The sequence below is a fragment of the Bradyrhizobium sp. LB13.1 genome, from assembly GCF_054056815.1.
In genome coordinates this window covers 7,487,071-7,507,334 of record NZ_JBSRYQ010000001.1, presented here as the reverse complement: position 1 = coordinate 7,507,334, position 20,264 = coordinate 7,487,071, and the positions used below count along the sequence as shown (strand labels likewise).

General features: G+C 64.8%; 22 protein-coding genes, 1 tRNA gene and 4 pseudogenes. 15 read left to right on the top strand and 12 right to left on the bottom strand.

All coding sequences use genetic code 11. The annotated features are described in order from the left end of the window. Positions 1 to 101 precede the first annotated feature (101 nt). From ACVWYI_RS36425 to ACVWYI_RS36400, 6 genes are all read left to right on the top strand, one after another. Entirely contained in the window at positions 102 to 1,061 is a 960-nt protein-coding gene (locus ACVWYI_RS36425) for an NAD(P)H-dependent flavin oxidoreductase (protein ID WP_456664618.1), read from the top strand. 158 nt (positions 1,062 to 1,219) lie between these two features. Beyond that, the gene (locus ACVWYI_RS36420; RefSeq protein ID WP_247339825.1) at positions 1,220 to 1,468 is read left to right on the top strand and encodes a hypothetical protein; all 249 of its coding nucleotides are present in this window, start codon (positions 1,220 to 1,222) and stop codon (positions 1,466 to 1,468) included. Between the two features lie 132 nt (positions 1,469 to 1,600). Then, positions 1,601 to 2,308, top strand: a complete 708-nt coding sequence (locus ACVWYI_RS36415; RefSeq protein ID WP_247445213.1) for a hypothetical protein — start codon at positions 1,601 to 1,603, stop codon at positions 2,306 to 2,308. Positions 2,309 to 2,392: 84 nt separating this feature from the next. After that, a complete protein-coding gene (locus tag ACVWYI_RS36410) occupies positions 2,393 to 3,106 on the top strand; it encodes a hypothetical protein (protein ID WP_456664404.1) in 714 nt (237 codons plus the stop codon). 139 nt (positions 3,107 to 3,245) lie between these two features. Beyond that, on the top strand, positions 3,246 to 3,722 hold the full coding sequence (locus tag ACVWYI_RS36405; protein WP_456664403.1) for a hypothetical protein: 477 nt from the start codon (positions 3,246 to 3,248) through the stop codon (positions 3,720 to 3,722). 2 nt (positions 3,723 to 3,724) lie between these two features. Then, positions 3,725 to 5,611, top strand: a complete 1,887-nt coding sequence (locus tag ACVWYI_RS36400) for a hypothetical protein (protein ID WP_456664402.1) — start codon at positions 3,725 to 3,727, stop codon at positions 5,609 to 5,611. Positions 5,612 to 5,644: 33 nt separating this feature from the next. On the opposite strand, the gene ACVWYI_RS36395 is transcribed toward ACVWYI_RS36400, so the two are convergent. Further along, positions 5,645 to 5,869: a cysteine rich repeat-containing protein gene (locus ACVWYI_RS36395; protein ID WP_247339837.1), complete on the bottom strand. Its 225-nt coding sequence runs from the start codon at positions 5,867 to 5,869 to the stop codon at positions 5,645 to 5,647. Positions 5,870 to 6,104: 235 nt separating this feature from the next. On the opposite strand from ACVWYI_RS36395, the pseudogene ACVWYI_RS36390 reads away from it, so the two are divergent. After that, positions 6,105 to 6,388, top strand: a pseudogene (locus ACVWYI_RS36390) (hypothetical protein). Between the two features lie 298 nt (positions 6,389 to 6,686). Here ACVWYI_RS36390 and ACVWYI_RS36385 read toward each other — a convergent pair. The 3 genes and pseudogenes from ACVWYI_RS36385 to ACVWYI_RS36375 all read right to left on the bottom strand — a co-directional run. Continuing rightward, positions 6,687 to 6,768, bottom strand: a pseudogene (locus tag ACVWYI_RS36385) (DNA-binding response regulator); the annotation flags it as partial. 122 nt (positions 6,769 to 6,890) lie between these two features. Next, the gene (locus tag ACVWYI_RS36380) at positions 6,891 to 9,617 is read right to left on the bottom strand and encodes a DUF2235 domain-containing protein (RefSeq protein ID WP_247339841.1); all 2,727 of its coding nucleotides are present in this window, start codon (positions 9,615 to 9,617) and stop codon (positions 6,891 to 6,893) included. Between the two features lie 197 nt (positions 9,618 to 9,814). Then, complete coding sequence (locus ACVWYI_RS36375; RefSeq protein ID WP_456664617.1) at positions 9,815 to 10,066, bottom strand: GCG_CRPN prefix-to-repeats domain-containing protein; 252 nt, start codon at positions 10,064 to 10,066, stop codon at positions 9,815 to 9,817. Between the two features lie 566 nt (positions 10,067 to 10,632). Between ACVWYI_RS36375 and ACVWYI_RS36370 the strand changes: the two genes are divergently transcribed. After that, positions 10,633 to 11,592 carry a helix-turn-helix transcriptional regulator gene (locus tag ACVWYI_RS36370; RefSeq protein WP_247339845.1) on the top strand — a complete coding sequence of 320 codons (960 nt, stop codon included), beginning with the start codon at positions 10,633 to 10,635 and terminating at the stop codon, positions 11,590 to 11,592. A 74-nt stretch (positions 11,593 to 11,666) separates the two neighbouring features. On the opposite strand, the gene ACVWYI_RS36365 is transcribed toward ACVWYI_RS36370, so the two are convergent. The 3 genes from ACVWYI_RS36365 to ACVWYI_RS36355 all read right to left on the bottom strand — a co-directional run bounded on the left by ACVWYI_RS36365 (position 11,667) and on the right by ACVWYI_RS36355 (position 12,565). After that, a complete protein-coding gene (locus tag ACVWYI_RS36365) occupies positions 11,667 to 11,900 on the bottom strand; it encodes a hypothetical protein (RefSeq protein ID WP_247339847.1) in 234 nt (77 codons plus the stop codon). A gap of 91 nt (positions 11,901 to 11,991) precedes the next feature. Beyond that, positions 11,992 to 12,294 (bottom strand): hypothetical protein, encoded by a 303-nt coding sequence (locus ACVWYI_RS36360; protein WP_247339849.1) that lies wholly within the window; start codon positions 12,292 to 12,294, stop codon positions 11,992 to 11,994. A 186-nt stretch (positions 12,295 to 12,480) separates the two neighbouring features. Beyond that, a tRNA-Leu gene (locus tag ACVWYI_RS36355) sits at positions 12,481 to 12,565 on the bottom strand. Between the two features lie 155 nt (positions 12,566 to 12,720). On the opposite strand from ACVWYI_RS36355, the gene ACVWYI_RS36350 reads away from it, so the two are divergent. Beyond that, complete coding sequence (locus tag ACVWYI_RS36350; protein WP_247339850.1) at positions 12,721 to 13,260, top strand: disulfide bond formation protein B; 540 nt, start codon at positions 12,721 to 12,723, stop codon at positions 13,258 to 13,260. Here ACVWYI_RS36350 and ACVWYI_RS36345 read toward each other — a convergent pair whose 3' ends face one another. Together ACVWYI_RS36345 and ACVWYI_RS36340 are read right to left on the bottom strand one after the other, a co-directional pair. Next, positions 13,261 to 14,346: an AbrB family transcriptional regulator gene (locus ACVWYI_RS36345; protein ID WP_247339851.1), complete on the bottom strand. Its 1,086-nt coding sequence runs from the start codon at positions 14,344 to 14,346 to the stop codon at positions 13,261 to 13,263. A gap of 99 nt (positions 14,347 to 14,445) precedes the next feature. Continuing rightward, a pseudogene (locus ACVWYI_RS36340) lies at positions 14,446 to 14,728 on the bottom strand (PsiF family protein). 205 nt (positions 14,729 to 14,933) lie between these two features. On the opposite strand from ACVWYI_RS36340, the gene ACVWYI_RS36335 reads away from it, so the two are divergent. Then, a complete protein-coding gene (locus ACVWYI_RS36335; RefSeq protein WP_247339854.1) occupies positions 14,934 to 15,425 on the top strand; it encodes a hypothetical protein in 492 nt (163 codons plus the stop codon). A gap of 47 nt (positions 15,426 to 15,472) precedes the next feature. Here the strand turns inward: ACVWYI_RS36335 and ACVWYI_RS36330 are convergent, their stop codons facing one another. Next, the gene (locus ACVWYI_RS36330; protein WP_456664401.1) at positions 15,473 to 16,021 is read right to left on the bottom strand and encodes a TetR/AcrR family transcriptional regulator; all 549 of its coding nucleotides are present in this window, start codon (positions 16,019 to 16,021) and stop codon (positions 15,473 to 15,475) included. Between the two features lie 111 nt (positions 16,022 to 16,132). On the opposite strand from ACVWYI_RS36330, the gene ACVWYI_RS36325 reads away from it, so the two are divergent. From ACVWYI_RS36325 to ACVWYI_RS36315, 3 genes are all read left to right on the top strand, one after another. Then, a complete protein-coding gene (locus tag ACVWYI_RS36325) occupies positions 16,133 to 16,561 on the top strand; it encodes an acyl-CoA thioesterase (RefSeq protein ID WP_247339858.1) in 429 nt (142 codons plus the stop codon). A gap of 3 nt (positions 16,562 to 16,564) precedes the next feature. Beyond that, entirely contained in the window at positions 16,565 to 17,041 is a 477-nt protein-coding gene (locus ACVWYI_RS36320) for a PaaI family thioesterase (RefSeq protein ID WP_247339861.1), read from the top strand. Positions 17,042 to 17,139: 98 nt separating this feature from the next. Then, positions 17,140 to 17,799 (top strand): DsbA family protein, encoded by a 660-nt coding sequence (locus ACVWYI_RS36315; protein ID WP_456664400.1) that lies wholly within the window; start codon positions 17,140 to 17,142, stop codon positions 17,797 to 17,799. 77 nt (positions 17,800 to 17,876) lie between these two features. Here the strand turns inward: ACVWYI_RS36315 and ACVWYI_RS36310 are convergent, their stop codons facing one another. Then, on the bottom strand, positions 17,877 to 18,083 hold the full coding sequence (locus tag ACVWYI_RS36310; RefSeq protein WP_247339865.1) for a hypothetical protein: 207 nt from the start codon (positions 18,081 to 18,083) through the stop codon (positions 17,877 to 17,879). 131 nt (positions 18,084 to 18,214) lie between these two features. On the opposite strand from ACVWYI_RS36310, the gene ACVWYI_RS36305 reads away from it, so the two are divergent. After that, positions 18,215 to 18,529: a hypothetical protein gene (locus ACVWYI_RS36305; RefSeq protein ID WP_247339866.1), complete on the top strand. Its 315-nt coding sequence runs from the start codon at positions 18,215 to 18,217 to the stop codon at positions 18,527 to 18,529. Next, positions 18,513 to 19,169, top strand: a complete 657-nt coding sequence (locus ACVWYI_RS36300) for a nucleotidyl transferase AbiEii/AbiGii toxin family protein (RefSeq protein ID WP_247339867.1) — start codon at positions 18,513 to 18,515, stop codon at positions 19,167 to 19,169. The genes ACVWYI_RS36305 and ACVWYI_RS36300 overlap by 17 nt, the downstream gene beginning before the upstream one ends. On the opposite strand, the pseudogene ACVWYI_RS36295 reads toward ACVWYI_RS36300, so the two are convergent. Continuing rightward, a pseudogene (locus tag ACVWYI_RS36295) lies at positions 19,164 to 20,247 on the bottom strand (phospholipase). The gene ACVWYI_RS36300 and the pseudogene ACVWYI_RS36295 sit on opposite strands and share 6 nt — an antisense overlap. Positions 20,248 to 20,264 lie beyond the last annotated feature (17 nt).

Sequence of the window (20,264 nt, the reverse complement as noted above, 5' to 3'; positions counted from 1 at the left end):
ATCGGCGTTTGACGTGCCAATGTTGCGCGCAAGGCTAGCACAGGGAATGCGGGATGGAACGACAAAGCCCGCGCAAGGAGGCAAGAGTGACAGGGAGGGTTGTGACGTCCGATCGACTGCAACGCTTTCGCGATCGTCTCAATCTGCCTTTGATCGCGGCGCCGATGTTTCTGGTGTCGGGCGTCGAGCTCATGGTCGCGGCCTGCCGTAACGGAGTGATCGGCAGCTTCCCCACTGTGAACTGCCGTGGCGCGGAACAGCTTGAGGCGTGGCTCACCGAAATCGAGACGCGGCTGCGCCATCACGAGGATCAAGCCGGTCGCAGGGCCGCGCCACTCTGCCCGAACCTGATCGTGCATCGCTCCAACGCTCGGCTGGAGCAGGATCTCACTGTGCTGCTGCGCCACAAGCCGGAGATCGTCATTACCTCCGTTGGATCGCCCGAGCCGGTGTTGAAGCCGCTGCATGAAGCTGGCGCGCTGGTGCTGGCGGACGTGGCCTCGATCCGCCACGCCCAGCGCGCGGCGGAGGCCGGCGCCGACGGGCTCGTACTGCTCACCGCGGGCGCCGGCGGGCAGACCGGCTGGCTCAACCCGTTTGCCTTCGTCCGCGCGGTGCGCGCATTCTACGATGGCATCGTCGTGCTCGCGGGCGGCATCAGCGACGGTCGCGCGCTGCATGCGGCCGAAGTGCTCGGCTGCGATCTTGGCTACATGGGCACAAAATTTATAGCGACGCGCGAGAGCATGGCGGACGAGCGTCACAAGCGAATGCTGGTCGACGGCAGCGCGGACGACATTCTGCTGACCACCGCGTTCACGGGCCTGCAGACCAGCATGCTCAAGCCGTCGATCGTGGCAGCCGGTCTCGACCCCGACGATCTGCCGGCGCGGGGCGCGATCGACATCGGCAAGGACATCGACGTCAACGCACGCGAGAGCCGCCCAAAGCGCTGGCGCGATATCTGGAGCGGCGGGCATTCGATATCGGGCGTGACCGACGTGATGGCGGTCGACGATCTCGTCGCGCGGACGGTCGCCGAGTATCGAGAGGCGGGGTGACCGCCTCTCCCCGTAAAACTGCGGTGGCCGGCAGGGGCCTTTTGTCCCCATCACAGTTAATCGAGCGCTCCTTCGAAGCCCCTCACTTAACGGCAGATTAACCAACGCCCGGCAAGAATCCCTCTCACGGCGCCAATCAGGACCGAGAGGGACAGGCGATGGACTTCGACTATCTCAACGCCAAGACGGCGGCTTCACTGGACGAAATTCGCGTTCGCGTAGCCCATGCGCTGGCCCGCCATCCGCTGTGCCGCAGTGTGCGCTTCGACATTGTCAGTGTCCCCCGCACCCGCCGGGGCGGCAATTGGACGGTGACGTTGCAATCGGTCGAGCCGCGCGGCGTCTGGGAGGCCTCGGAGATCGTGGCCGACATCCAGGACGCCTACGATCTGGCGCTAGCTGCCTGATCTTCTTGAGTTTTTCGGGCGATGTCGCCGCAGTCTGCGCGATTGCCGCCGCAATGGCTCGGTTAGGCCTTAATTATCGCCTAGTTTCCAAGCAGTGATCACGTGGACTTGAAGTCGGACGCGGAGAGACGTTTGTCGAAAGCCATCACCATCGTCGTGCTGACCTGCTTCCTCGTCCTCGGCGCCGCCACCACTGCCATTCTCGGCCGTGACAGCGTGCCAAGCGTCAGCGCTGAGATGATCTCGCAGACGCCGCCTAAGCCGCTTGCAACCAACCGGGCTGCCAAGGCCGACCGTCTGGTTCCGACGCTGGCGCTGGCTTCGGCCGCAATCGACCCGGTTCAGGTTCCAGCCGACAAGCTCTCGCAAACGCCCGTGCTGGCCGAGCCGCTGCGCCAGGCGTTCGCTGCCGCCACGCCGTCCGATTTCCCGACATCCAAGGCGAACGTGAACGAGGCTCCGGCCGCTTCAGAGGTTCCGGCCGTCGAGGTCCCGGCCAAGCCGAAGGTCGTGGCCAAGCCGCAGCCGCAGAAATCCTATTCGCTGCTTTCCGACGTGCAGATCTCGGGCATCCGGGACCGTCTGAAATTGTCGTCGTCGCAGGAATATTACTGGCCTTCGGTCGAGACAGCGCTGCGCAACGTTGTCCGCAAGATCTCGGCAAACAAGCTGTCCAATCCGAACGTGCAGGGCGTGCCGATCGATCCCAATTGCGACGAGGTCCAGCAGTTGAAGTCGGCCGCGATGCCGCTGCTGTTCCAGCTGCGTGACGACCAGAAAGAGGAAGTGCGCAAGCTTGCCCGCATCATCGGGCTCGAGAAGGTCGCGCAGCAAATCTGACGCATGGGTTAGGGAACCGCGCGCTCGCTTCTGGAACATCGGGCAATCCCAAGACGTTACCCGCTCCAAAGAGGGAGTGGATCGATGCGCGCCTCGATAGCTTATTTCGTCGGTGCCGGAACGATCGTCGCCGCCATGGCGATTGGTCTCGGCGGCGGCATCGTCGCCGGCAATATCATGCACCCAATCGCGCCCAAGCAGGGGCCTGATACCGGCAAGATGGCGCAGCGTGCTGAACCAGTCGCCGCACCGACAACAACGAGTGCGCCCTTGGAGCGCGTCCAATATCTCACCGGCTCAAAAACGTTCGGCGCGATAGTCGTCGTGCCTGCGCAGGCGCAGGACGAAGCAAAGCCTGAGCCCAAATCCGAGACGCAGATTACCCAGGCAAACGCTGAATCGCCCGCGCCGCATCCCCCGCAAGCAGCCGCAGTCGAGCCGCCCAAGGAGCAATTCAAGCCGGCAGCCGCTTCGCCTCCGCAAGTTGTAAAACCCGCCGAGCAGCAGGCTTCGACGGTGCCGTCCTCTTCATCTGACAATGCCAAGGACAATGCCAGTGCCAAGGCCAGGGATTCTGACGTGAAGCGTGCCACGTCCGAACGGCGCCGGATGGATCGCCGCGAGCGTTGGGCCGAGCGCCGTCGTTACGACCCCCGCGAGCAACGCGGCATGCGCGATCAGACCGATTGGGACGATGTCGCGCGCAACGTTCGTGAAGATTCCAGCACTCGGGACGTCGTGATCCGTCCGGGCAGTGGCTTCCCGCAGATCAGGATGTTCGGCGCCGACGACGATTAGCGCCTGAAACCGCCCTGTTCGCCGCCGCGCACGCGATCGTGAGCGGCGGTTCGTTCCGGGGAGGCGCTTGCCTCCACTTTCAACTTCCAGACGATCTCCGTTCAATGCATGATTGACGTAGCCAGCCAGAGGCCGCGTCATGGTTTCCATGTCAGTGCATCTGTTGTGGACGTCCGCCGATAGCCTCATCGTGGCCTTCGCGCTCGCATTCATCGTTCCGCGATGGCATGTGCTGCCTCTGATTCTGATGTTCGGCGTTTGTGACGCACTAGGCTCTGCGCTCGGTGTCGGTGTGCCCGCCGAAGGCGGTCTTGCCGCGGTCGCGCTGATCTCGTGTGGCGCGTTGTTGGTCCTGCGTCTTCCGATCGCACATCGCCTGATACAGGCGGCGGGCTGGGTCTACGTCCTGCCGCCGCTGCTTGCGATCGACAATATCGTGTCGCACGCGCCGGACCATGTCGGCCTTGTGGCGCTGTCGAGCGCCGCGATGGCTAGCCTCGGATTTTCGTGCGGAGCCGTGGCGTCCGGTTGGTGCAACGCAAGTACCGAAAGCGGACGGTCGTTCGCCGGGGCCTGTCTGCTTGTCGCTGGAAGCGTTTTGGCATTCGGGGGCTAACCATGCCCACTTCCGTCACGACCCGCAGCTACGATCACGCCCGTACCGGTGCGAACAATTCGGAAACGGTGCTGACGGCGACCGCCGTCCGCACGAAGGGCATCGTCAAACTCTTCAGCCTTCGGATTCCCGACGATCCAAGGCTCGAGGCGCAGCCGCTGGCGGTCGGCGGCGTGCGCATGGCCGATGGCAAGACCCGCGATTTGATCTTCCAGGCCAGCATGGGCAACTGGGTCTATGCATTCGACGCTGTGACCGGCCACCAGATCTGGGCGACGAATCTCGGACGTCCGATCGTCGGAACGAGGGCGATCGACGGCCACATGACCAACGTCCGTTGGGGCATTCTCTCGACGCCCGTGATCGATGAAGGCGCAGGTATTCTCTATGCCTGCGTTTGGATCAGCAACGACGGCAGCGTCGCCAAGGGGCAGCACTTTCTCGCAGCGCTGCGGATTCGCGACGGCTCGAAGGTGCACGGGCTCTTGAATCTCGAGGGCGCGGTCTACACGCCGCCGAGCGGCTTGCCGGTGCAGAAATTCGTCTCGGCGCAACGCAAGCAGCGCAGCGCCTTGACGCTGACGCAGAACCACGTGTTGATTCCCTTCGGCACGATCGCGGAGACGTCGAAGACGGCGCGTGGTTGGTTGATTGCGGTGGACGTCCATGCCTGGCGGCTCGCTGCCACATGGTGCTCCACCGTCACCGGCGCCGGCGGCGGATTGTGGCAGAGCGGGGCGGGACCTGCCGTTGCTCCCGACGGTTCGATCTATGTCATCACCGGCAACGGGGCGTTCTCGCCGCAACATGGTGATTTCGGCGAGAGCATCGTGCGGCTCGCCTTGCGCACGGGACACCACGCGCATTTCGAGGTCACGTCGTGGTGGGCGCCATGGACCGACGCTAACCGGGTCGGCGCCGCCGCGGTCGCAGCGGCCGCGGACGACGATGACGAGGCGGCGTTGCCGTCCAACGTATCCCTGCCTTCCGTGATTGCGCATGCCAGGCGCATGGGAATGCCGCTCAAGCCTCTTCATGCGCGCGAGATGCCGCATGCCGCGGTCACGTCAGGTCGCAGTGCAACCGATGCGCAGATCGCGCCGATCGTGGCGCATCACATGGAGGCGATGAACGAGTCGATGTGGAGCGACCAGGATTTCGGTTCCGGCGGTCCGGTCTATGTCGCTTCCGCCCATGCCGTGCTGGCAGCGGGCAAGGATGGAGTCCTCTACACCGGCAATGCCAATGCGCTTGGCGACACGCAACCGGGCGATCTTGCGGCCGGCCATTTTGCGGCGAACTACGACAAGCTTCATATGCCGCCGATCCTGTACACGTATTTCGATCCTGGCGTGCCGCCGGCGCCGGCGTCACCGATGGAGCTGAACCTGTTTCCGGGCGGCGCGACGCGGCACCTGCATGGCACGCCGTTGTTGTTTCAGTCCGCCGTCCACGGCACGATGCATTTTGTCGGCGGCGAGAACAGCGCCTTGCGGGCGTGGTCGATCGCAGCCGACGGGACCACGGCCTATCTCGCCGGTGGCAATGAGATCGCCTCGCCGCAATCGCCGCGTCCGCCGGGCGGCATGCCCGGCTGGAGCATCACGCTTGCCGCCAACAACGGCGCTGATGGCATCATCGTGGCGATGGTGCCCTATCAGGACAGCAACATGTTGCTCAGTCCGGGCCGCTTCCTGATCTACGACGCGCAGAATTTCGCCACCAATCCCGACGGCTCCAGGCGGCTCCAGGTGATCTGGGACAGCGAGAACTGGGGACCCGAGCACGCCTTCACGCATCCCAAGTTCAATCGTCCGATCGTCTGGAAAGGCCGCATCTATCGCCCGACCTATGACGGGCGCATCGACGTCTACGGCCTGACCCAATAGCGCCGGCGAGATTTGTGCGGTGGACGCAAGTGCTCACCCGCCGTGGGAATCCACGACCTTGCGGCAGCCATCCGAAAGCTTCGACTTGTTCTCGCGCAGGCAGGCATTCATCTGCGGCGGCTTGCCGATGTGTTCGGCGCAGAATTTGCCGGCATCGCTGCGGCAGGCCATCTGCTCCTGCGGGGTCGGACCGGATTGCGCAGCGGCGGGCAGGGCGGTGGTGGCGAGCAGCAGCGCGGTAAGAATCGAAAATTTCATAAAACACCTCTTTGAGAATGTCGTTGGTCTCGCCTGGGATCAAGCGAGCCGGACCATCTCGCGAAGGCCGCGCGCTGGTCCATGCCATGTTCATGGCATCGGCCCGCCCGCCCGCACGCCGTACCCCCATTTTCATGGCATGTATCCGCGCGCTGTCTTTTGCCATTCAGGCTGCACGTTGGCTGCGAGACCCGGTGATTGCATCGGGACGCCGAACGGGAAGCAGGAGAGCAAGATGTCGGAAAGAGCGGGAGCGCTGAGCGCCGGGCTGACGATTTTGGCGCGCTGACAGGTGCGGCGATGGTGTCGCTGGGCACGAGCCCGGCGCAAGCCGTGGTCTATTGCAAGACGGTCGGCATACCCAACGGCTGCGTGGTGCGGCCGACAGCAGCGGTGGTGGTTGCGCCGGCCGCCGCGGTCGTGGTGGCGACGCCGGGTGTCGGTGCGCCCGGTGTCGGCGTGCGCGCGGGCACGCCGATGAATCGCGGTGGTCCGGTCAATCGCGTCGGCGTGCGCTGAGAACGACGAAAGAGTTCGGGCGAAGGAGCCTTGCGGACGAACCCCCCGTCCTCCGCAGGCAAATTATCCGGCCCGTCCCTCTCTCCGCGCGTCCCACACGTTCGGAGGGGGGCATTTCAGCCGTTGGCAGCATCGCTGTCGGGAAAAATCTGCGGCAATTGCAGCCGCACGCGCGTGCCTGAGGAATCCGGACTGAGATTGAGTGTCGCCCCGCAGCGCGCGGCGTCCCACCTGCCAGTCGAGCGCGATCTCGTGCGAGCGCAATTGCGCGGTCGCGCGCTCGCGCCAGGAGCCGAGTGCTGGAGCTGCCAGCAAGTCGGCGCGTCGTCCTCGACGAGGAGGATGGTGATGGCTTCACCCGTCTCGCCCTGTTCGGTCATGATCATCGTCCTGCACCGCGTGTCCCCCGCGGCGAGAGCCCAAGCCTAGCCGCGGCGCGGACACCGCGACACCCATAATCATGGGGGCGCACGGCGACCACTTGGCATCCGCGACGCGGTGTCTACGGCTTCGTCGCGGCCGGTTTATCCTGCGGCATGGGCGGACTCGGCAGTCGCTGCACGACAATGCGCGCGGTGCCGGCATTGTTCTTGTAGAACTGCTCATAGGGCCCCAGGACAACGTCGAGCTTCGCCGGGCGCAATGCGGCCGGGAGCAGCGTCGGATAAATCTGGACGGCGTCGTTGACGTAGAAGAACAGATCGCCGGCATCGGGCGCGACGAATTCCGCGACCAGCCGTCCCGACAGCTTCTGTTCGTCCCAGATCGCGCGCGCGGTCGGATCATTCGGCACCGGCTCGAAGGGCCCGAGCTTGCGCACTGAGAGCTTGAACGGATCGTCGTCGGGAAGTGCCGCGAACCCTTTCGTCTTGTCGAGCTGGGTCGGATACCTGCCTTTGGTCTGATCCGCATCGTCCTCGACCGGAATGGTCGGATTCATCCGGCGCGGCAATTCGTCGGCCGGCATGACGTAGACGGCCTTCAGCGGAACGTCGCTCATTCCCTTCGTACCGACGCGCACGACGGGCTGGAACCAGGCGGCGCCGAACTGACGGAGCGTCGGCAGGGCGAGGTAGTGAGCCGTGAAATAGGTCTTGAAGCCATTTGTGCCGCTCAAGATGGTCCGGTCGAACCAGGGATCCTCGATCTCGACCCAGACGCGGTATGAGCGGCCTTTCTCGACCGAAAGGCCGCTCCACCAGCAAAACTCCTTCGTCGCGAAGCGGCCGCGCGCATGGATCGGTTCGTCGAGCACCGGCGTGCCGGCCTCTGACCCCGGAGTCGTGCAGATATTTCCGGTCGCGGTGCGGGCGGTGAAGACGCTGGTCGCCCCAATGAGCAGGGCCGAGTAGAAGATGATGAACAGAAAGATGCCGGGCAGCACGAGCTTGGTGAAGAGAAGGCGCGCCGGTCCCGCATTCAGCCGCATCCATCGGGCGAAGCGGAGCAGCAAGCCGGGCTCGTCGAGATGCCGCTGGCTTGCCATGCGGTGTGGCCTGCTCCAGGCCAGCCGCGCGCGTTCCTGGATGGTGTCGCGGAGCACCGTGTTCCTGCGCCAGATCAGGTAGGTGATGACGAGGACGATCGAGGTCGCGAACGGATAGTACAGCGTGATGTCGAGCCACGGCGCCGCATAGGATGGCAGGACATTCCTGACAAGATTGGCCAGCGGCCCCAGCACGGCGCCAACGAGCCAATCGATGGTGGCGATGGCGTGCAGCAACATTGTGCCTTGCAGACCATTGTCCTTCGACACCCCGATCAGGCTGCGGGCGATCCACGGCCAGACCGCGATTACACCGACCATGAACAGCAGCGAGAAATAGGCGACGCGCCGCCACCACACGGTGTCGCGGGTGAGCCTGGCCATTTCGGCACTGGGCGTGTTCATGCGGGTGAAGGCTTCGGCCTCCGTCTCGCGCCGCGGGTCTTGGGCCTTCGCCAGATAGGCCTGTTTCATGGCCTCGCGCGTGCCGTCCTCGACGAGGTTCAGCTTGCTGCTATCGGGCGTCAGCACCAGCGCGTCCGCCGGCAGCATGATCGGCGCGTAGTCGTCGCAGCCGAACAGCATGCGTTCGATGACGGCGAAGTGCACCACCGGCAGCCCGCCATTGACCTGACCAGCGAGGATCGGGCGCGGCCCGTAGCGGTAGAGCACGGCAGCGCCGCTGCGCGAATCGTGCTTCGGTCCGGTCGCCGATTGGTATTTCCTAAAGTGTTCGATCTCGCCGTCCTGGAAGCGGAGCCGTCCGTCGAGCTGATCGGCCATCCAGACCAGCGGCACGAAGGATAGCGTGGATTCCGGATAGCCGCCGCCGATGTCGGAATGCACGCCGGTGAACCACACCTCCTCGACCGTCTGGTCGGGCGCCAAATGGCTCTGGTCGATCCGCAGCGGATGGAAGGTGGTTCGCTCGTCGTCCAGCGCCAGCGCATGCGAGATGTGCTTCACCTTGCGCGAAGGCCGGTGATTGCGGAACGAGATCGGCCAGATCGCCCAGTCGATCGCGACCCGTAGCTCCTCGATCGGGACGCCGAAAGCCTCGACCGTGTCGAACAGCCCGAGAAATTCGATGTCGATCTCTTTGCGGCCGTTCATCGCCGAGCGGACATCGGCGTAGGAGCGGTGCCGGCAGATCGCATGATAGAGATAGAGCAGGACATCGCGGATGAAGCGCGCGATCCAGATCGTCGGCAGGCTCTTCTTCAACGGCACGGTATCGCGACGGTATTCCCGCCACGCGGCCATGGCGTTGCGCTCCATCTCCTCATGCGACACCGGCGTGCCGCCGATTTCCGCCGGCACCAGGCCCTGGCTCGCGATCAGCGATGCCAGGGTGCGCGCGGTGAAGGCGCCGCGGCTGAAGCCGAAGATGTAGATCTCGTCGCCCTCTCGCCAATTCCAGCACAGGAAGCGGTACAGCTTGCGGACGTTGCCGGGCACGCCGATGCCCGTGGCGCCGTCGAGCGCGGCGAGCGGCGCCCAGCCGGCTGTGCCGACGCCCTTGATGTAGTAGGCAATCTGGTCCGGCTGGGTGTGGTCGAGCGCTTCGTAGAGACGCCAGACGCTGGATTCCTGGGTGGTGAACGCATTGCCGGTGCCGTCGGCGAACAGCACCAGCTTGCGCTTCGGCGGGATGGCGGTGGTGGTTCCGCCGACATGCATCTCGATATGCGCGTGTTCCGGTCCGGCAGAATCGGCGTTCGGCGCACCATCATGGTGTGGCATGAGCCCCTCCGGCAATTCGACGGGGACGCGCTTCAGGCCCGAGCCGGGCAGCACTCCCCGGAGTCAATTAACGGATGCAATAATTGCGTCGTGAAAATGCAGGTGCATTCTGCACACGATCCCGCTGAGGTAGCAAGCAGGAACGCGCCGTCGCGGCAGGGGCCCCGGCGAACGGGGAGAGGCGGAGTGTTCAGCCTTTACCGGCCATTGCCACGGCACGCGCCGCCGGGGCCGATATGGTAGCCGCGCGGGCAAGCATGCGCGGCCGGGTTGGCATAGTTCCTGAGGCAGCCGCCATTGGGACCGCGGTGCCAGCCGGCGCCGCAGCCGCCGGCGACTGCGATGACGTCGCCATTCGCGCTCGCACCGAGCGGGGCGAGCGGCATGGCCTGAGCAGAGCCTGTGATCGCGCCGAGCGCGAGAGCTGCGGCAAACATTGTTCGCATCATGTCTTGTCCTCCCGAATGACGCTGCTTCAATGGCCGGCGGCGAACGCACTGCCGGCACGCACTTCGGCGATGGCCTGGTCGATCAGCCCCGATCGCCTTCTCGCGATGGCCGCCCTTGTTCGGCTCGGCCTTGCCGAGCTCGACGCGCGCCGATTGCAGGATCGCGATGGCTTCGTCCATGTGCGGCTGCGCGCCCAGCGCGTAACCGATGCAGAGGCTGGTCGCGATGGCGCCGCCGAGCACGAGGCTGCGGGGTAGAGAGATTCGCATGTCGTCGTCTCCTCCAGCGGGCGTCAGGCTGGGGCCGCCCGTTTGCCCGGATGCGGTCCCTTATGTGCCGGGAAGTCGTACCCGCCGCCTGAATAGGGCCCGCTTGTGCGAGCCGTCTTGGACTGTCCGGCGCCGACGGCGGCGCGGCTTGGACTGACCGGCGCAGCTTGCTTCACGTTGGCGTGCTGATAGCCTGCGCTTACCGGTGTTTGGCAGGCGTTCATTTTAGACCTGCCAGGCTTCGGCACGCTTCCGTGCATGAGCTTTTCCCAAACGTCCTTTTGGAAGGTCTTTCGATGTCCGTCATCCGGAAGACGCTTTCGACCGACATGTTGCCGCGGGACCTGTCCGACCGGCAGCGCTTCATCCGCTTCGCCGAGTTGTTCGAGCATTTCTCCAACACCGGCGAGCTCGATCCGGCGTCCGACGTGCCGTTTCGCGCCACGATGAACTCGATTCATATCGGCACCACCATGCTCGGACGCTGCGACGGCAGCTTCGTCACGGTCCGGCGCGAAAAGCGCCAGGTGCTTGAGACCGGCGACGACCGCTTTTGCCTCGCCCGCAACACCGGCGATCGTCCTTCGCGGGTGGTCCATCGCGGCCGCGAATTCACCATGCGGCCGGGATCGATGGTGCTGCTCAAGCTGGACGAGCCGTTCTTCGCCGCCGACGGCGCGAGCCACAAGCGCTTCACCAACGTGCATCTGCCGGTCGACACGCTGCGCGCGATGGTCGCCAACGTGGACGATCTCGTCGGCTGTGAACTCGAACCCGGCGGCGCGCTGACGCTGGCGATGGACTACAGCGATCTGCTGCTTCGCTATCCCGCAGCCGTCGACGAAGCCGACATGGCGATCGCCGCCCATCTGCTCGATCTCGCCGCGATCGGTCTCGGCGCCCGCAGCGATGTCGCCGTCGCCGCGCGACGCGGGGGCCTGCGCGCCGTGCGGCTGAAAGCCGTGTTGTCGATCCTCGAGGCGCGCTTCCACGAGCCGGACTTTTCCGCGCAAAGACTCGCCGCCGCTGCCGGCCTCTCCGAACGCTACGTCAACGAGCTGCTGTTCGAGGCCGGCGCCAGCTTCACCACGCGCCTCAACGAGCTGCGCCTGCGCAACGCCGCCGATCTTCTCGCCCATCGCGAAGACCGCATCAGCGACATCGCCTTCGCCTGTGGCTTCAACGACCTGTCTTATTTCAACCGCTGCTTCCGCCGGAGGTTCGGCCTGACGCCGACGGCGGCACGGGGGAAGTGAGGTAGGCCACAGATGGGTTGACTTACGGGAGGACACCCTCGAAATCTCTCCTGAGCGTATCCCGAAAGGCATCTCTACGAAGCCTCTCCCCGCGGCGCCGGATATCGCCGGGCCAGCGCCGACAACGGCAAGTGTCGCTCGCCCTCCGGCAGCTCCAGATACGCCAGCACCAGCGGCCGCTTCCAGTCGCGGACGCCGAAATCCATCGCCATCCATTTTTGCGGCTCGGGGCCTTCGAGGCCCCGGACCCAGACGAAGAAGCGGGGGAGGTCGTCGGCGTCCGCTTCCGTCGTGCGTCTCCTGGCCATTGAAGCTGCTCGCTGCATCAGTACGCGTTGCCACACGATATAGGCACTGGCCGGACGAAGTCGAACGCCTGCGGGGAGCGGCATTTCCGCCTTACTGCCAGATCCGAGTCTCCGCCACGCGGTTGATGTCGGCGAGCCGGCGGTCGGCATCGCCCTGAAGGTCGATGCCCTCAACCAGTGTGAGCAGGCGGTGATACGCGCCATCGGCGATTTCGACCGGCAGCGGGGCCTCGTCAAAGGCCTCGACATAATTGTCGACAAGGCCGCTCAACATGCGGCACAGCCCGCGCTGGGAAGGATCGTCCCGGCCGAGCGTTTCGAGCTTTTGCTGAAAGATACGGAAGGTTCGCAGGCCGTGGTGCTGTTGCGAAAGCCACGCGTGCAGGTCGTTCATGTGAGCCTCTTCGGTCAAGTGAAGAAGCTACCGGCTTATACAGTGGGGATGTGACGATGGCTAGTGGAGGGGGAGTGACTGGACTCGTTGACCCAGTCCGCCTCCGCCAAGGCTTCGGCGGGACAGCCTTCGCTGCTTCGCATGGATAGGATTTAGCCTGGCTTGCCAAGCCGTAGCCGCGAAGGCTGGTGCCCCTGGCCGGAATCGAACCAGCACTCCTTGCGGAACTCGATTTTGAGTCGAGCGCGTCTACCAGTTCCGCCACAGGGGCCCTCGGTCAGCCCCAAACAGGGCGTCGCGAAGCCGGCGGACTATAGCCATGGACCGGACGGGGTCAACCCGCGCCAAAGTGATCCCGCCGTTCTCGACAGCCGCATGGGGCGGGGTTAGAGGCTTAAAGTCAGCGTCCATCCGAAAGAGGCTGCCGTGACGACCCAGAGTGCCGCAATATCTGCGTTCAAACCGGCGGCCACGAACCCGGCGCTGGCCGCTTCGCTCGCGATCACGCTGATTGCAGCCGCGACCATCGCGGGCGCCTGGTTCTTCCAGCTGGTGCTCGGGATCGTGCCCTGTCCGCTCTGCCTGGAGCAGCGCTACGCCTATTACCTTGCGATCCCGCTGGGCCTGCTCATCGCACTCGCGGTGCGGGGCGGTGCGCCGAGACCGCTGTTGCTTGCGGGCCTTGCGATCCTTGCGCTGGCGAGCCTCGCCAATGCCTGGCTCGGCGCCTATCATTCCGGCGTCGAATGGGGCTTCTGGAAAGGACCGACCGACTGCTCCGGTCCGGTCGTCAATCTCGGCAGCGCCACCGATCTGCTGTCGCGGCTCGACACCGTGAAGGTGGTCCGCTGCGATGAGGTGCAGTGGCGCTTCCTCGGCCTCTCGCTCGCCGGCTACAATTTGCTGATCTCGTTGTTGATGGCGGCGATCGCCGCGTGGGGATTTGTGCGGACGGCGAAGCGCTAGCTAATCATCCACATCGTCCTGCGTGCGGCCGAACAGGTGCACGATGCCCGGCGTCGCGATCGTCACGAAGACGAAACGCGAGAGGTGATGTGCGCCGACAAAGATCGGGTCGATGTGCAGCGTCAGGGCCAGCGCCAGCATGGCGTCCATCGCGCCCGGTGCGTAGGCGACCACCACGTCGGAGAATTTTACCTGTGTGGTGAGCGCCACGATGCCGACGAAGATCGCGGAGACGGCGATGGCGACAGTAAACGAACCCAGTGCCGCATTGATGTGGCCGGCGAGCGTCTTGATCCGCATCCGCGCGAAGCGGCTGCCGATCAGGGCGCCGATGCCGACCAGCGCCACGCCGCGTACCCAGTCCGGCAGACCGCCCTCGACCCAGCCGGCGCCATGCAGCACGCTTGAGCCGATCATCGCGCCGAACATCCAGCTCGCCGGAAACCTGATCAGCCGCAGCAGGAGCGCCGCGGCCAGCGAGGCCGCGACCAACTCGACGAGGTCGAGCGGCGAGGCGATCGTCGTCGTCAAGGAAGGCGCGACGGAGGGCGCGACGCCGGCGAACGCCAGCACCATCGGCAGCGCCGCGGTGAGGATGATGACGCGCATGGTCTGCACCACCGCGATGCCCGGCAAATCGGCGCCGCGCTCGACCGCCAAAATCGTGATCTGCGACAGCGCGCCGGGGCTGCCGGCGAGGAAGGCCGAGGTGCGGTCCCAGCCGTGGACGCACTGAAGATAATAGCTCGAGCCGAAGGTCGAACAGAAGGTCGCGAGCGCAAGCAGGCCGATGGTGAGCGGATAGGCACCGACCTGTTGAAGCAGATGGCGCGAGACGACTGACCCTAACGAAATGCCGAGCAGCACCAGCACGGTCTGAGTCAGGATCGGCGGCAGCGACAATTGGCGTCCGGCGATCGCAGCGATCCCGACCGCGATCATCGAGCCCGAGATCAATCCGCCGGGAAGGCCCGCGAGCAGAAACGCGAGGCCTCCCGCGGTGCCGATGACGAGCGTTTCCACTGTGCTCAAGATCTTGGCACGGCTTGGCAATTCGAACGGCAGAGAGGCGGTGATTTGCTTCACACCGCCTTATCGCAAATCAGCAAGAGGCGCACAATTGCGGCCACGTCATGCCGCAATGCGCGCGCCTCTCGCCGAGAGCCGGCAAAGACCGTGATGGGTTTACTTCTTGTCAGCGGGGGCGGCGGTCGTGCCGGCCTTGGCTTCCTTCATGCATTCGCGGCGGAATTTCTTGCGCTCCTTGCCCTTCAATGCCTTGGCATCCGCCTGCTTGGAGCATTCGAGTGACTCGGCCGAGTGCTCCTTCGGCGCCTTTTTGTCGGCGGGGGCGGCAGTGGTCTTGGTGTCGGTCTTGGCCGCCGGCGCGGCCAGTCTGCGCGAAGGCGGTGCCGGTGGCGAACAGGGAGGCGAGGGCGACGACGGCGAGGCGAGAGGTGAAGGTCATGGTGTTGCACTCTTCTTTGCGAGAATTGCGAAGGGTTGGGAACGTCGGCTCGCATTGCTGAACGCAACATGAACGATCTGAACGGGAGGGACCACTATATTTTGGCGGCAGGAGCCATCGCTTCCTTGTCGCAAGCCGGCGGCACGTTAGGATAGCAATCCTCGTTTCACTTCCCTCGGGGGAAGATCAAGGAGGAGGACCACGGATGACCATTCAATCAAAAATGCTGTGTGCAGTTGCGCTGTCGGGCTTTGCCGCGCTGGTGGCGAGTGCGCCGGCGCAGGCGCTGACTTCCCAGGAGTGCAGCGCGAAATATCAGGCCGCCAAGAAGGACGGGTCGCTCGGCACCACGAAGTGGAATGACTTCCGCAAGGCTCAGTGCGGTGCCGACGCAGCGCCTGCCGCCGCTCCGACCGCGGCTGCTCCTGCCGCGCCCGGGGCTCCCGCCGAGCCGAAGCAGGCGAAGAAGGAGGCAGCCCCCGCTGCCGCCCCGACCCTGCCGGCCGGCCCTGCGATCTATCCGAACGCAGTCGATCCGAAATACGCCAAGGAGACCGCGGGCAAGGCGCGCCTCCACACCTGCGTCGACCAGTACAACGCCAACAAGGCCACCAACGGCAATGGCGGCATGAAGTGGATCGAGAAGGGCGGCGGCTATTACAGCGAATGCAACAAGAAGCTGAAGGGCGCCGCCTGAAGCTTCAAGACGATGCAGAGGCCGGAGCCAAGCTCCGGCCTCTTGCTTTAATCCAGTAGCTTCTCGGCCGATTTCGCCACGAGCTGCGATCGCTTGCGCGGGCCGCGCTCGACGAACAGCAGGCTCTGGCCGAAGATGAAGCAGTAGAACAGGAAGGCCTGCGCTTCGGCCGCCTCGGCCTCGAGGCCGGTCGCGCGATAGAGTTCGGAGACGTGCTTCAGCCGCGCCGCGTCCACGCTCGCCACCGCTGCCGCTGCGCCCTCGTCCGAGCGGGCCCATTGCCGGATCGCGAGCTCGATGGCCATCCCGTCCGGATTGAGCCGCTCGGAATAGAGCTGGATCACCGCCTTCAGCCGCTCGCGGGGCTCTTGGCCACCGAGACTCGTCTGCTGCGCGATCGCCGTCGAGCGCCCCTCGCGCCAGCGTTCCAGCATGACACCGAGCAGCGCGGCACGGTCGGCGAAGCGGCGGTAGAAGCCGCCCTTGGTAACGCCCAGGTTCTTGGCGAGCACCTCGACCCGCACCCCCTCGACCCCCGATCGGGCGAGCTCGGTGAACCCCGCCTCGACCCAGACATCGCCCTTGCCGTCGCTCATGAAGGAAGCCTCACCGGTGCTTGATACGGTGCCGTATTGCTAGCGCGGGAGGAGGCTGATACGCTACCGTATCAGCAATCAAAGGCCGGAAAAGGGCAGGGAGAAATTGCGATGGAGCAGGAGGCGACCTATCGCGGCACGGTCTATCCGTGGCAGTGCGATCACGTCGGCCACATGAACATCATGTGGTATGTCGGCAAATTCGATGAGGCCAACTGGAATCTGTTCGCCCGTCTCGGGCTGACGCCGAGCTATCTGCGCGGCTCCGGCCGCGGCATGGCCGCCGTGCAGCAGAACGTCACCTACAAGCGCGAGCGGCTCGCCGGCGACATTGTCGGGATCCGCAGTCATCTGCTCGAGATCCGGGACAAATCGATCCGCTTCCGGCACGACATGGCCAATGCCGAGACCGACGAGATCGCCGCATTCTGCGAGATCACGGTCGTGCACATGGACCGTAGCCAGCGCAAATCGGGGCCGTTCACGGATGCCATCCGCGAGATCGCCATGAGGCATCTCGCCGAGCCGGCGGAGGCCTGAGCCATGGCCGCATACGAGCCGAAGAACCCGGGTTATCGCGCGGCTGCCGTCGCCATGTTCGACGGCCAGCCGGCGATGCACACGCTCGGCATCGTGATCGTCCGCCTGGCGCCGGGCGAGGTTGAGCTGGCCATGCTGCACTCGCCGGCCCTCACGCAGCAGAACGGTTTTATCCACGCCGGCATTATTACAGCTGGGCTCGATAATGCCTGCGGCGTCGCCGCCTTCACCCTGATGCCGCGCGAGGCGGACATCCTCACCGTCGAGTTTAAGACGACGCTGCTCGCACCGGCCCGGGGCGAGCGTTTCGTCTTCAAAGCAGAGGTGGTCAAGCCCGGCCGCACGCTGACCTTTTGCGAGGCCGAGGCGTTTGCCGAGCACGAGGGCAGGGTCACGATGATCGCCACAATGACCGGAACGTTGATGGCGATGGTGCCGCGCGTTGCCGCTTCGCAAGCGCCGGCCGCGATCCCCGCATAGCGTGGCGATGACATCGCGCCCGCAACGCTCTATATGACGCGTAACAATTCCCGGTCCCGAGCCGTATTTGCGGCGATGGGACCGAAACGGGGCGAGATATGGCCGGATTCAGGAATAAGAGCCTTGTGCCGACGCGGCGCGCGGCATTGACGCTGATCGGAGCCGGCGCGCTCGCGACGGGCGCGATCGCCTCGGCGTTGGCGGCCACCGACAATGACGAGGTGCTGACCGAATCCAAGGTGCTGCGCGACCCCGACGTTCCCGTCGCCGGTAATCCCGACGGCAATATCAGCATTATCGAATGGTCGGACTACAATTGCCCCTATTGCCGCAAGCTCGAGCCGGAGCTACGTCAGGTCGTCCAGGACGACGGCAAGGTCAGGCTGGTGATGAAGGACTGGCCGATTCTCGGGCCCGTTTCGGTCACGGCCGCCCGGATCGCTCTCGCGGCAAAATACCAGGACAAATACCATCCGGCCCACGACGCCATGATGGGTGTCAGCTCGCGCCTGACCGAGCCGCGCATCGACGAGCTGCTCGCGGCCGCCGGCGTCGACATGAACCGCCTGAAGCGCGACCTCACCGACCATGGCAAGGACATCGATGCCGTGCTCAAGCGCAATAACGAACAGGCTGAGGCCTTCGGCTTCCGCGGCACGCCATCCTTTATCGTCGGCAAGTACCGCGTGCCGGGCGTGCTCAGCATCAACGACTTCGAGCAGATCATCGCCGACGCCCGCAAGGCCAAGATGAACTGACGCGCGTGATATTCACCGCGCAACACAAAGGCGCCGCCGCGGACCCGCGACGGCGCCTTGTTCATGATACGGCGTTGTTACTTCGAGGAGATGCGGACCCAGTCCTTGTGCGCGCGATCGCGCAACGCGTCCCAGTCGGCCTTGGCGACATCCCAGTTTACGATGGTGCGATTGGTGGTCGCGACCTCGCCATTGGCGACCGACGACGTCTGCATGGAGTCATAGGCGTATACGCCGCAGCCGAGCAGCAGCGCGCCCAAGATCATTCCGAGAAAAGTCTGCATGGCGAACCTCCGGTGACGGGCGATAACGTGGATCGCCAAGGACGGTTCCGTCGGCAACCGGGAGGCAAGTTCGGACCGGATCGGCCGTATGGTCGTGGATTAAGGTGGCTGGAAACGCTATACTCCTACCAATGACAAGCGACACTGCACAAAGCCTGATCCGCGAGCTCGGCCGCAAATATCTCTGGTGGCGACCGGTCGACGGGGAGCCATTTGCCGAGCGGCGCATCGTTTCGCAAATCATGAACCTCGGAACGTACGACGACATTCTCCAGTTGGAGGCAGCGCTGGGGAGCGCGCATCTCGTCGATGTCATGCTGCACGCCGAGCCCGGTTGGTTCAGCGATCGTTCCTGGGAATTCTGGCGCGGGCGCCTGTCCTTTGCGACAGGTGCAGCGCTGCCGGAGCATGCGCCACGAAGGGCGTTCGATGCCGCGACGTTTTGAGCCAAAATTATCGATCCTGCCTGCCGCTCAGCGCGAAGTTTGGCCCTTACTTGCTCCGGCGCTGCGTCTGCGACTCGTCCTCTATGGCGGTACCGCCGTGGCGCTCCAACTCGGACATCGAGAGTCGCTCGATTTCGACTTCTTTTGCTCCGCTCCACTGGACAAGGGGGACGTCCGCGCGCAGTTCGGCTTCCTCAACGGCGCTGCCATCCTTCAGGATGCGCCCAATACGATGGTCATCTTGGCCGATATGCCCTCGGGCTCGGTGAAAATTTCCTTTTTCGGACATATCGGATTTGGTCGCGTCAACGACCCGATGCAGACGGCCGACGGCATGATACTCGTGGCGTCGTTGGAAGACTTGCTGGCGACCAAGCTCAAGGCCACGCTCGATCGTGCTGAGGCCAAGGACTATCGGGACATTGCTGAAATGGTTTCTGCCGGAGTGTCGCTGCCACGCGGGCTCGCAGCATTCAGGGGAATGTTTGGCGGTGAGCCAGCGCAAGTGCTGCGCGCGTTAGGCTTCTTCGAGGATGGAGATCTTCGCAGCTTGGGTGCTGCCGATCGCCGAATCCTGCGTGAGGCTCGGGATCGTGTCGGCGTGTTGCCCGATGTGTCTCTGCGGCAGGGCTTGCTATGATGGCGTCGGCCATGCGTTCAGCCACTGCACCACTTCCGCGTTCATCTCGCGCGGATAGGTGTGGCTGAGGTCGTCGATCTCGCGATAGGTGATGACGGCACCGGCGGCGGAGAGCGTTGCCTGGGTCTGCCGCGCGGTCTGCACCGGAAACATCCAGTCGAGCTTGCCGTGGGTGATGAAGATCGGCAGACGCTGCAGGCGCTTGGCGTCGGCCATCTCCGCCATCAGCGGATGAAAGGTCGCCGACACCGGCGCGAGATGTGTGAAGGGCGAGGCGGCCTCTAGCCCGGTGACGTAGCAGAAGGTGCCGCCGTCGCTCATGCCGGTGAGCAGCATGCGCGAGGCGTCGATGGTCCAGCGGTTGCGCACGGTTTCGAGAATGCGCATGAGGTTGGGCGTGTCGGAATCGTCACCCATCAGCGCCCAGGTCGGGCCCGTCGCGGTCGGCGCCACCAGGATCGCACCAAGACTGCGGGCGTCGCGCAGCCAGCTCCATAGAAAGCCGCGGCCGTTGCCGCTGCCGCCGTGCAGCGCCATCACCAGCGGCATGGCGCGGTCGGGCGTGTAATATTCGGGCACGTAGACCGAAAAGCCGCCGCGGCTGCCGGGCTCGTTGTGGTCGTGGATGATGCCGGTGTGCTCGCCCGCGCCGGCTTCCAGCCGCGACAACAGGTCCGCATTCTCGCGATTGGCGGCGTTGAGGAAGAAGCCGCTCACCGGCGGAAACTGCGCCGTCAGCGGATAAAGTGCCTCCTGCGCGCGCGGCACATGGCGTAGCGCGCGGAAGACCGCGACGAAATCGCCATTGCCGCGCTCGACCTCGCGTATTCCGGCAAAGGCGGCGAGCGTCTCGTCGCAGGCACGATCGAGCCGCTCGCGCAGTCCTGTGAACTGTTCCGGCCAGGCGTTGATCGCCGCGCGGGCTGATTGCAGCGCCTCATCCGGCGCGCCGATCGCATTCATCACGGTGGCAAAGGCCGGCGGGGTGCAAATGTCGCTGGAAGAAGCCGAGTGCTTCCAGCGCGTTGAGCAGCGGCGGCAACACGGCCACGATGTCGTCAACGACGGCCTCGGTCATCGTCGCTTCCTTGCTTG

Coding starts and splice junctions, on each gene's coding strand:
- ACVWYI_RS36420 (WP_247339825.1), top strand. CDS start 1,220: ATGGACTTCGACTATCTCAACGCCAAGACGGCGGCTTCACTGGACGAA.
- ACVWYI_RS36410 (WP_456664404.1), top strand. CDS start 2,393: ATGCGCGCCTCGATAGCTTATTTCGTCGGTGCCGGAACGATCGTCGCC.
- ACVWYI_RS36405 (WP_456664403.1), top strand. CDS start 3,246: ATGGTTTCCATGTCAGTGCATCTGTTGTGGACGTCCGCCGATAGCCTC.
- ACVWYI_RS36400 (WP_456664402.1), top strand. CDS start 3,725: ATGCCCACTTCCGTCACGACCCGCAGCTACGATCACGCCCGTACCGGT.
- ACVWYI_RS36395 (WP_247339837.1), bottom strand. CDS start 5,869: ATGAAATTTTCGATTCTTACCGCGCTGCTGCTCGCCACCACCGCCCTG.
- ACVWYI_RS36380 (WP_247339841.1), bottom strand. CDS start 9,617: ATGCCACACCATGATGGTGCGCCGAACGCCGATTCTGCCGGACCGGAA.
- ACVWYI_RS36375 (WP_456664617.1), bottom strand. CDS start 10,066: ATGATGCGAACAATGTTTGCCGCAGCTCTCGCGCTCGGCGCGATCACA.
- ACVWYI_RS36370 (WP_247339845.1), top strand. CDS start 10,633: ATGTCCGTCATCCGGAAGACGCTTTCGACCGACATGTTGCCGCGGGAC.
- ACVWYI_RS36365 (WP_247339847.1), bottom strand. CDS start 11,900: ATGGCCAGGAGACGCACGACGGAAGCGGACGCCGACGACCTCCCCCGC.
- ACVWYI_RS36360 (WP_247339849.1), bottom strand. CDS start 12,294: ATGAACGACCTGCACGCGTGGCTTTCGCAACAGCACCACGGCCTGCGA.
- ACVWYI_RS36335 (WP_247339854.1), top strand. CDS start 14,934: ATGACCATTCAATCAAAAATGCTGTGTGCAGTTGCGCTGTCGGGCTTT.
- ACVWYI_RS36330 (WP_456664401.1), bottom strand. CDS start 16,021: ATGAGCGACGGCAAGGGCGATGTCTGGGTCGAGGCGGGGTTCACCGAG.
- ACVWYI_RS36325 (WP_247339858.1), top strand. CDS start 16,133: ATGGAGCAGGAGGCGACCTATCGCGGCACGGTCTATCCGTGGCAGTGC.
- ACVWYI_RS36320 (WP_247339861.1), top strand. CDS start 16,565: ATGGCCGCATACGAGCCGAAGAACCCGGGTTATCGCGCGGCTGCCGTC.
- ACVWYI_RS36315 (WP_456664400.1), top strand. CDS start 17,140: ATGGCCGGATTCAGGAATAAGAGCCTTGTGCCGACGCGGCGCGCGGCA.
- ACVWYI_RS36310 (WP_247339865.1), bottom strand. CDS start 18,083: ATGCAGACTTTTCTCGGAATGATCTTGGGCGCGCTGCTGCTCGGCTGC.
- ACVWYI_RS36305 (WP_247339866.1), top strand. CDS start 18,215: ATGACAAGCGACACTGCACAAAGCCTGATCCGCGAGCTCGGCCGCAAA.
- ACVWYI_RS36300 (WP_247339867.1), top strand. CDS start 18,513: ATGCCGCGACGTTTTGAGCCAAAATTATCGATCCTGCCTGCCGCTCAG.